The following is an 8,651-nucleotide window of genomic DNA, read 5'->3' as shown; positions in this document are numbered from 1 at the left end:
TTGAATGCTGATAGCTGAATGCTTACCTAGTACGTAGAAATCCGGATTTTAGGCAAGCAGAAAGAAAAAAGTGACAGATTCACTAAATTTAAGATTTATAGCCCTAAAATAGACAACAAGTTATAAGACAACAAGTTATGGCTGCTTTTGTATTGCTAAGGAGTTGATGTGTCAATATTTTCCCCGAAGCCCCAAGATCGACATAGCCACCACCCTCCGAATCCCTCAAAGAAACTGACGGAGAAATCGGATTTGAATAGGAGTGCTGTGTCTAATAATGGCAAGCCCCCCTCATCAAAGCCAAGACGGCGGAAGCGGTCGAGGGTAGTTGCCCAAACTCTCAACGGAATCAAGCGTGTATCTACTACAGTTATCAAACCGCTAATCGGACCAAAAGCAATCTATCGTCGCTCCTGGTTTTGGATCGGACTAGGGGTGGGTGGCAGTGCGATCGCATTGGGTTGGGGTTGGCAAAAGCTAGAAAGCTCTCTGCCAGATTCTACTAAGGATGTCTTGACCTATGTTCGAGATGACACCATCACCATCAAAGCTGCCGATAGCACTATTATCCAGCAAATTGGGCCAGCTACCCATGAGACCCTCAAGATTTGGGAAATACCCGAAACCCTGATGGAAGCTTTCATTGCTATTGAAGACCAACGCTTTAAAGAGCATAAAGGGGTAGATTCCCAGGGTATTCTCCGTGCTACTGTGGCTAACCTGAAAGCTGGGGGAGTAGTAGAAGGAGGTAGCACGATTACCCAGCAACTCGCTAGAATTGTCTACTTTGATCACGAACGCAGCATCGTACGGAAACTCAAAGAAATGCGCATGGCGCAGAAAATTGAGCAGGATTTGACCAAAGATCAAATCCTGGAGCGCTATTTAAACTTAGTCTATTTGGGTTCCGGTGCTTACGGCATTGCTGATGCGGCTTGGGTCTATTTTAGTAAACCCGTAAAAGACCTGACCTTGGGAGAAATAGCAACACTGGCGGGATTACCTCCAGCTCCTAGTGTTTACTCGCCATTGTTTGAGGGCAAAATCAATAGCTCTAGGCAAAAAGCAGCCAAAGAGCGTCGTGATGTAGTATTGCAGCGGATGTTGGAAAATGGCTACATCTCCCAGGCTGAAGCCGACAAAGCCATGGCCGAGCCCCTGAGTATTAAGCCAAGCCAACCGAAGCGACTGGAGCGTAAAGCATTCTATTTCACTGAATACATCCAACAAGAATTGCCCAAATACGTTTCCAAAGAAGTACTGGCTCAGAAAGGGCTGACTATTGAAACTACAATTAATTTAGAGTGGCAAGATGCTGCTGAAACTGCTGTCCAAAAGACCATGAAAACCTATGGTCGGTACCAACGGTTTGGACAAGCTGCACTAGTTGCCGTCGATCCCCGCAATGGTCAGATCAAAGCCATGGTCGGGGGTAAGGATTTTAATGACCTAGATAGCAATAATTACCTCAATCGGGTCACCCAAGCTCAGCGTCAGCCTGGTTCTACATTCAAAACATTCGTGTATACCGCAGCATTAGCAACAGGGATGTCTCCCTATAAAGGCTACATGGATGCCGGATATATAGTAGATGGTTACGAACCTAAAAACTACAGTGAGAGATTCCGGGGTTCGATCTCAGTGCGGGATGCCCTGATTTCTTCGGTGAATGTAGTAGCCGTAAAAACCCTAGTGGATGTGGGCTGGGAGCCGATCATTAAACTAGCTCAAAAAATGGGGATTAAATCCAAACTCCATTCCACCTACTCCCTAGCCTTAGGAGCATCTGAGGTAAACCTGTTAGAACTTACCAGTTCCTATGGCACCTTAGCCGCCCAAGGCATTCACCACGATGCTCATGGGATTCGCCGCATTATTGACCAGCACGGTAACGTGATTTATGACCACAAACTCGAGGGTGAGCGAGCTATTGATGCAGAAACAGCAGCCATTGTGACCTGGATGCTCAGGGGTGTGGTTACCGGGGGTACCGGAACAGCGGCTCAAATTGGACGACCAGCAGTTGGAAAAACCGGTACTACGGATGATGCCCGTGACCTCTGGTTTGTGGGCTATATTCCCCAATTAGTAGCTGGGGTTTGGTTAGGTAATGATGATAATAAGCCTACCAAGGGTTCTAGTGCAACTGCTGCTGCCACCTGGCGTCAGTTCATGTTGGAGGTAATCGAAGACTTAGACCGTGAGTCCTTTACTGAGCGCCCCAGGAAGTTATCAGGTCGGGAAGCTACCATTGAAGCTCAGCCGATTAAACCCAAACGAGTTATTAACAAAAAATTTGTTCCCACTACCGTTACCGCTTCCACAACTCGGTCAAGGAGAAGAACTAGTTCAAGAAGAGCTAGTTCAACCAGAAGAGCCAGTTCTACACGGCGGCGTAGTAGTCGGGTCAGGGTGTCTAGGAAGAACTCTCAACCCAAACGGTATTACCGTCGCAAAGCTACAACTAAACGGTCTTATCCCCGTAAAAGTACCACCAGACGCTATACGCCTAGAAACACTGCCCCGAGACGGTCAGCACCAGCCAAGCGCAGGTATGCACCAGCACGAGCAAGGCGCAGACCAGCACCAGCACCCAGAGTTGCTCCCAAGCCGGTGGCTCGTCCTAAGCCTCAACGCAAGCCAGCAGGAGGTCCGTTAGCTCCCCCAGCAGCTAGAAAGTAGGTATCGAAGCCATCATGCTGGATGGTACGATAACCGAAATACGAGAAAATCTAAACTGGCTATGTATGTATTGATGGAAGCAGGCAGTTTTCCCTTGTGGTTTACCCTAGTGTATGTTGTGGGTTTTGTGGCAGCAGTTGTGATTGGCTCGATTGCTTGGTACAACTCTAAACGTCCTGCTGGTTGGGAAGGGTCAGACACTCCTAATTGGGTACCAAAGATCGATGATCCAGAGGATAATTCTAAGGGAGACCAATCCTAACAGAAGTTAGTTTGGTTGGGAAAACCAGAAGATTTGACTGAGAAAGAGCCCTGGCTTACCGTGTTGAAGTCAGGGTTCTTTTTCAGCGCTATTAGGGGAATCAGGCCACTGGTCAGAATTTGTTGGTATCTTAGAGATGTCTTACCAAATGACCATCATGACCGGAGCTGCTGAAACTAAGAAGAAAGGCAAGTCACTCCCCCCAACACTGATCATCAGGTTGGGAAAATTTGTCTGGACAACTCTCTGGCAAATGATGATGTCGAAGCTGGCTCCACGGAATAATTCTGGAGAGTACATTCGCCCGAAGAGCGAGTTTAGGAATTTTATTGGGACAGAAGCAGAGAATCCTTACCAACCTGAAGCAGGACGCTACTGTCTTTTTGTAGGACTCGGTTGTCCTTGGGCGCACCGCACTCTCGTCGTCAGGGCACTCAAGGGACTCCAAGACGCAATACCGGTATTCATTGCGTCTCCTTCCTCAAATCAGGGGATTTGGGTATTTAATGAGCAGCAGGAAGGTTGCGATACCCTTCCTGAACTTTACGAGCTGGGAAAAACAGGCTACAACGGTCGTTGCACAGTTCCAGTGCTGTGGGATAAACAGAGCAAAACCATTGTCAACAATGAGAGTGCAGAAATTATCGTAATGCTGAACTCACAGTTCAATGAGTTCGCTACTAATCCTACCCTAGACCTTTATCCAGAGGAACTGAAGGAAACCATTGATGGGTGGAATGAGACCATCTACCACACGGTGAATAATGGAGTCTATCGCTGCGGTTTTGCCCAGACCCAAGAAGCTTATGAGAAAGCTTGCGATCAGCTATTCACAACCTTGGATAAGATTGATCGAGCCCTGGAGACCAGTAGATACCTGTGTGGGGATAGGGTAACCCTGGCGGATGTGCGTCTATTTACCACTCTGTTCCGTTTTGATGTGGTCTATTATGGATTGTTCAAGTGCAACCGTTTCAGAATTCAGGACTACGATAACTTAGGCCCCTACCTGCGTGACTTGTATCAGCTTCCTGGAGTTGCTGATACTTGTAGCTTGGAGGATGTCAAGCGGGATTACTACGGCAATCTGTTCCCCCTCAATCCAGGTGGAATTATTCCCAGTGGCCCTGATTTGGCTAGCCTGCTTAGACCTCATGGTCGGGAATAGGGAGTCGGGAGTCGGGAGTCGGGAATCGGGAATCGGGAGTCGGGAATCGGGAGTCGGGAGTAGGGAATCGGGAATCGGGAGTCGGGAGTCGGGAATCGGGAGTCGGGAGTCGGGAGTCGGGAGTCGGGAGTCGGGAACAAAAATTCTCACAATTTATTTAGGTACCCTATAGTGTTGATTGAATTGGATGCGATCGCGTAGCGTGGCCAAAGGCCATCGCACTCAGCCGTTCACTCTTACACTAATCACAAGTATAGTAATACTAACTACAGTGGTTCTTATAGTAGCGATGCAGCCCGGTCTTGTGGGAAACCCCCATTCGCGCTTTGGATCAAGACAATGAGATACAAAAAATTTTTTCCCTGTTCCTTGCTTTCGATTCCCGATTCCCGATTCCCGACTCCCTGTTCCCGATTCCCAATTCCCGATTCCCGACTCCCGATTCCCGATTCCCGATTCCCGATTCCCGATTCCCTTTTAATAGTTAAAAGGATATAATTTTTTTACCGATTGGCGAGATAGAACAACAATCGTTAAAACTCCAACAAGTGTGCCAAATGGTCTGAACCAGCAGAGTAGGCAAGCTATCATAAACGAAAACCAATAATTCTTGCTTTTTCTGAGCATATATCCAGAGATAATGATAGCAAAAGCAAAGATTTCTCCAAGGATGAAAAGTATGGCACCAGAAATGACCAGCAAATATCCAGGCAAGTCCGATGAGACATTTCGTGATAACTTAAACCACTCTGATAACTCTCCTGATAAGTCTGGAGGAATTGAGTCAGTTGCACCAATCATGAACAGACCAAAAGGGATATACAACATTAGTATAAACAGGGAGTAAAATCCGACAAATCCCCCAAACATGTAGTGAGTCAATGATAATATATTTAACTGCTTTTTAGGATTTCTCATAACTATAAATTAGTCGAATTCCCAAACTTCCCAAACTTCCCAAACTGTCCCAACTTAGCACACCTCCCACACTTCCCTTCAAGACTCTCTAGGGCAGCAAAAGCCTGAGTGTGAATGGCGGCATCTCCATTGAATGCCACAAATTTTCCTAGTTTAACTCCCTGCGTCATCACCGAAAACTCAAGAACTGTTTTACCTTCACCATCTTTCCTAGCTCCACGCTCCGGCTCAGGAGATTTTTCTAGTGCGATGCTCCTTTGGAGCCGCTACGCGATTGACCTTGACCAAAAGGTCACGCTACGCGAATGGTCACGCGGGGCGCGATGCTCCTTTGGAGCCGCTACGCGAACGCATTTTGTCGGGTGGGCATGGCCTGAAACCAACGCCCAACCCTGCCCAAATTTACCGAACCTTTGTGCACCCAAAGATTCCGGTTGGGTCTTGGTGGGCATTGCCCATTTATTTTATAAGCTAACAATTTTGATATAAATCAGCAATGCCCACCCTACAATTCTTCCGGAATTCACATTAGCAATGCCCACCCTACGATTCGGGTTGGGTATTGGTGGGCATTGCCCATTTATTTTATAAGCGAACAATGTTGATATAAATCAGCAATGCCCACCCTACGATGTTTATATTAATAATCCAAAATTACCCAACAAAATTAATAATTTTTATCTATAAAATCCAAAAATATTCAATCTAATTAAAATTTAAAAAAATATTAACAATAACAAATAACCTTGATTTTTTTCCGATATTAGTAATAATAAAAATGTCCGCTATTTCGATAATATTCTTGGACAAAAAGCCGCGCTTATAGCTTGCCACCTGGAAGCGCGGCTTATACCCCCAAGCAAACACTATGTTTGAGGTATTTCCATGATGCCAAAAAAACGCTCGAATGATCATCTGATTAAGTGTCAGCGAGCCCTAGACCGCCTTGCCCAAATTGCCCAGAGCCAATCCACAAGCCCACTTTCAATGCCTCGTGCCATCACTGAGCGAGAGCGAATTTTGATCAACCTATACAGCTTCTGCCGACTATCCATGACTCCCCGGGAGTTTTATTGGAAATGGCAAGTCAGCGGTCAGCATGGTAGGGTGGGCAAATATTGAAAGTTTGGCAATTTAATGAGGAATCATCGACCTTTGCCCACCTGACAAGAGCCAATGCGATACGCGCACGCTACGCGAACAGCTATCAGTGGGGTAGGGTGGGCAAATATTGAAAATTTGGCAATTATATTAGGAATCATCGACCTTTGCCCACCCTACAAAAGCTAAATGAATTGTGATAATATTGTTCCCTGTTCCCTAATCCCTGTTCCCTGTTCCCTACTCCCTGTTCCCTGTTCCCTACTCCCTGTTCCCTGTTCCCTGTTCCCTATTATTGACTATTTATATCCTGAACTTATCAACGTCTAAACTATGCTTTCACAAAACCTGAGAATTGTTACTCTGCTCCCCAGTGCCACGGAAATTGTGGCAGCTTTAGGATTAGCTGATGCCATTGTAGGGCGATCCCACGAATGCGACTATCCCGCAACCATCAAAAATCGACCTGTCTGCACCGAGGCTCAAATCAACAGCGACAAACCCAGTGCCCAGATTGATGATGATATAAACAATTTGGTAAAACGTGCCTTGAGTATTTACCAAGTAAAAACTGATGTTTTAGAACAACTGCAACCAACCCACATTGTTACTCAAGATCAATGTGATGTCTGTGCTGTCAACTTCGATGTGGTGGAGAAAGCAGTTGCGAACCTTACTAATAGCCAGCCTCAGATAATTTCCTTGCAGCCAAACTTGCTAACTGAGGTGTGGGCAGATATTGAGCGAGTTGCTGTCATCCTGGGAGTAGAGTCACAATCTCTACTGAACCAATTACAGTCTCGTGTCGAAACCTGTAAGCAAAAGACACAGGAAATCTCGGAAAATGAGCGCCCTACTGTTGCTTGCATCGAGTGGACTGATCCGCTCATGGCTGCTGGTAACTGGATTCCTGAATTAGTGACCATTGCAGGTGGTAATCCTCTGTTTGGGGCTTTAGGTAAACATTCCCCTTATCTGGAATGGGATGCTTTAGTCAAAGCTGATCCAGATGTAATTATTGTAATGCCTTGCGGCTTTGATTTGGAACGCACAAAACAAGAAACCCAACAGATGGCTCACCATTCGCAGTGGTCAACTGTGCAAGCGGTACGCCAGGGGAAGGTTTTTGTTACTGATGGTAATGGGTATTTCAATCGTCCAGGACCAAGACTAGTCGATTCAGTAGAAATGATAGCAGAAATTTTGCATCCAGACCTGTTCACCTTTGGTTATCAAGGCAGTGGCTGGGAACGGTTTGAGGTAGGAAATGCTTAAGAAACTTATCCTGGAAAATTGGAAAAGCTTCCGTTATGCAGAACTCCCGATTGATCCCCTGACTGTGTTAATCGGAACGAATGCTAGTGGAAAATCTAATCTAATTGATGCTTTGGAACTTTTAAAACGAATAGTGTTTGGAAAGGAGATTCGATCCGCTTTGGCAGGGGATGCTGCGTTTCCTGGGATTCGAGGTGGAGTAGAGTGGGCGTCACTCAAGCCAGAATCTCACTTTACCTTGAAAGTTGTGGTTGAGGGAGAGGATGATGAAACCGATTACCTTTATAGTATTACAGTAGAAACCAAACCAAGTGTTCAGTTAGCTAATGAATCTCTAATTCGCCAGGTCTATTCACCAGATAGTAATCAAATCCTTACTCAAACTAGTTTGTTCCAAATATCTTATCCTAGAACTCAAGATAAAGATATTCATATTAAATTGCTAGATCAAGAACAAATTTTGTTGATAAATTTCTTGAAAGGTTCTAATTCTATTTTGAGTATACTTAGGGGAATAAACTATAATGCCGATATGACAAATATAATTATAAACGTTTGTAGAATTATAGAAAATATTTTTATTTTTAATCCTATGCCTGCCAGAATGCGGAACTATTCACCCCTTTCTGATCGCATTGAGAGTGATGGCTCTAATATTGCTGGTGTGCTAGCCGCATTACCTAAAGAGCAAAAAGACGAGTTTGACTCAACGGTGTCTGCTTACTTGAAATATCTGCCAGAACGAGATATACAGGAAGTTTGGGCGGAACCAGTAGGAAAGTTTGGTACAGATGCTATGCTCTACTGTAAAGAAGAATGGAAACCTGGTCAAACTACAGAAATTGATGCCCGAGGAATGTCAGATGGAACCCTGCATTTCTTAGCCATTATTACCGCACTGATCACACGACCAGAAGGGAGTCAATTAGTAATTGAAGATGTAGACAATGGATTGCACCCATCTCGGTTACATCTGCTGATAACCATGCTGAAAGAAATTGGAGAAAAGAGAAAAATCGACATATTAGTCACTACTCACAATCCGGCTTTGCTAGATGCTTTAGGACCAGAAATGATTCCCTTCGTAGTTGTAGCACACCGGGATTCAGAAACTGGAGAAAGCACACTCACCCTTCTAGAAACTATTGATAATTTACCTAAATTGATGGCATCTGGTTCCTTGGGCAACCTAGTGACTAAAGGAGCTATTGAAAGGAATATTTCTGATCCTAAGCCACTATAGAC

General features: G+C 45.2%; 11 protein-coding genes. 9 read left to right on the top strand and 2 right to left on the bottom strand.

The annotated features are described in order from the left end of the window. Positions 1 to 252: 252 nt before the first annotated feature. From F6J94_RS07715 to F6J94_RS07705, 3 genes are all read left to right on the top strand, one after another. A complete protein-coding gene (locus F6J94_RS07715) occupies positions 253 to 2,682 on the top strand; it encodes a transglycosylase domain-containing protein (RefSeq protein ID WP_293038784.1) in 2,430 nt (809 codons plus the stop codon). A 61-nt stretch (positions 2,683 to 2,743) separates the two neighbouring features. After that, positions 2,744 to 2,944, top strand: coding sequence for a hypothetical protein (locus F6J94_RS07710; protein ID WP_293019959.1), 201 nt, complete (start codon positions 2,744 to 2,746; stop codon positions 2,942 to 2,944). A 136-nt stretch (positions 2,945 to 3,080) separates the two neighbouring features. Next, positions 3,081 to 4,112: a glutathione S-transferase family protein gene (locus F6J94_RS07705; protein ID WP_293038782.1), complete on the top strand. Its 1,032-nt coding sequence runs from the start codon at positions 3,081 to 3,083 to the stop codon at positions 4,110 to 4,112. On the opposite strand, the gene F6J94_RS07700 is transcribed toward F6J94_RS07705, so the two are convergent. Then, complete coding sequence (locus tag F6J94_RS07700) at positions 4,097 to 4,252, bottom strand: hypothetical protein (RefSeq protein ID WP_293038780.1); 156 nt, start codon at positions 4,250 to 4,252, stop codon at positions 4,097 to 4,099. The two genes, F6J94_RS07705 and F6J94_RS07700, sit on opposite strands and share 16 nt — an antisense overlap. 162 nt (positions 4,253 to 4,414) lie before the next feature. Here F6J94_RS07700 and F6J94_RS07695 point away from each other — a divergent pair, with 162 nt between their 5' ends. After that, positions 4,415 to 4,600, top strand: coding sequence for a hypothetical protein (locus F6J94_RS07695; RefSeq protein WP_293038778.1), 186 nt, complete (start codon positions 4,415 to 4,417; stop codon positions 4,598 to 4,600). Here F6J94_RS07695 and F6J94_RS07690 read toward each other — a convergent pair. Next, on the bottom strand, positions 4,590 to 5,030 hold the full coding sequence (locus F6J94_RS07690) for a hypothetical protein (RefSeq protein ID WP_293038776.1): 441 nt from the start codon (positions 5,028 to 5,030) through the stop codon (positions 4,590 to 4,592). The genes F6J94_RS07695 and F6J94_RS07690 overlap by 11 nt on opposite strands. Positions 5,031 to 5,144: 114 nt before the next feature. Between F6J94_RS07690 and F6J94_RS07685 the strand changes: the two genes are divergently transcribed. From F6J94_RS07685 to F6J94_RS07665, 5 genes are all read left to right on the top strand, one after another. Next, positions 5,145 to 5,519: a hypothetical protein gene (locus F6J94_RS07685; protein WP_293038774.1), complete on the top strand. Its 375-nt coding sequence runs from the start codon at positions 5,145 to 5,147 to the stop codon at positions 5,517 to 5,519. Positions 5,520 to 5,915: 396 nt separating this feature from the next. Beyond that, positions 5,916 to 6,152, top strand: coding sequence for a hypothetical protein (locus F6J94_RS07680; protein WP_293038772.1), 237 nt, complete (start codon positions 5,916 to 5,918; stop codon positions 6,150 to 6,152). Positions 6,153 to 6,320: 168 nt separating this feature from the next. Further along, a complete protein-coding gene (locus F6J94_RS07675; RefSeq protein WP_158069733.1) occupies positions 6,321 to 6,461 on the top strand; it encodes a hypothetical protein in 141 nt (46 codons plus the stop codon). A 3-nt stretch (positions 6,462 to 6,464) separates the two neighbouring features. After that, a complete protein-coding gene (locus F6J94_RS07670; protein ID WP_293038770.1) occupies positions 6,465 to 7,406 on the top strand; it encodes a cobalamin-binding protein in 942 nt (313 codons plus the stop codon). Next, the gene (locus tag F6J94_RS07665; RefSeq protein WP_293038768.1) at positions 7,399 to 8,649 is read left to right on the top strand and encodes an AAA family ATPase; all 1,251 of its coding nucleotides are present in this window, start codon (positions 7,399 to 7,401) and stop codon (positions 8,647 to 8,649) included. The genes F6J94_RS07670 and F6J94_RS07665 overlap by 8 nt, the downstream gene beginning before the upstream one ends. Positions 8,650 to 8,651 lie beyond the last annotated feature (2 nt).

This window comes from Moorena sp. SIO1F2 (assembly GCF_010672755.1).
Lineage (GTDB): Bacteria > Cyanobacteriota > Cyanobacteriia > Cyanobacteriales > Coleofasciculaceae > Moorena.
Note: the sequence above shows the minus strand (reverse complement) of the source record. Positions and strands in the feature narration are given on the sequence as shown.